Consider the following 867-nt stretch of genomic DNA (forward strand, 5'->3'; position numbering starts at 1 on the left):
TGCCGGTGCGGTGGCCGGGCCGCTTGCCGGGTGTTCGTGTGAATTGACGAGGCGGCGGACGTCACGGTCGGCGACGGTCGGCGGCGCGCTGACGACGCTCGGCCGGCGGCGGCGCTCGGCAGCCGCGAGACGTTCCTTCTGTTCTTCGGGGAGTTGCTGGTACGCCTTCCACGCGCGCTCGCGCGCCTGTGCGGAAAGCTCCTTCGCACTCTGGTAGTTTTCGCGCGCAACGCGGCGCTGCTCGGGCGTCATCCGCGCCCATTCGGTCATCCGGTCCTGCAGGCGCTTTTGGTCATCGGGCGTCAACTTCGCGAAACGCGATGCGATCTTCAGCCATTTGCGCTTGCGGGCATCGCTGAAGCCGTCCCACTGGTCGGCGAACGGCGCGAGTGCCGCGTGCTGCGCCGGCGTGAGGCGCGCCCACGACAGCGGGCCGGTAGCGGCCGGCAGCGGCAGGGGGAGCGGGGGGAGTTCGGTGGTCAGCCCGGTCGCGGCCGATGCGGGCGCGGCAGGGCTGCTGGCCGCGGCGGTGGTCGTCGCGGGGGCCGGGTGGAATCGTGGGTAAGTGGCGACGTAGGAAACGGCGATCGCGATTACGCATCCGAAAAATACGGCCAGGCCGCGCTTCTGACTCACCCGTGCGATCCCCTCGTTATTGTCTGTTAGTGAGCGCGCGACAGATACGCGTTGAACCCGTGATCGAGATACGCGTTGAGCGGCAGGTCGTCACTGAGCATCGCCGCGTCGATGTCGGCGAGTTCGGCGGTGCGCTGCATGTCTTCCCAGTAGGCGATGCCGACGAGCCCCGCGAGCAGCAGCGCCAGCGGCCACGCGCGCAGCAGGCGGCGCGCGAACGACGCCTGCGGG

2 protein-coding genes are annotated in these 867 nt (G+C 69.8%); both read right to left on the reverse strand.

Going from position 1 to position 867, the window contains the following annotated elements; genetic code table 11:
* A partial coding sequence (locus G3N93_RS40745; protein WP_206135604.1) for a DUF3106 domain-containing protein occupies positions 1-636 on the reverse strand: 636 nt, incomplete at its 3' end.
* 26 nt (positions 637-662) lie between these two features.
* On the reverse strand, positions 663-867 hold a 205-nt coding region (locus G3N93_RS40750), incomplete at its 5' end, for a DUF3619 family protein (RefSeq protein ID WP_206135605.1).

Origin of the sequence: Burkholderia sp. Se-20378, from assembly GCF_017104665.1 — a bacterium.
GTDB lineage: Bacteria > Pseudomonadota > Gammaproteobacteria > Burkholderiales > Burkholderiaceae > Burkholderia > Burkholderia lata.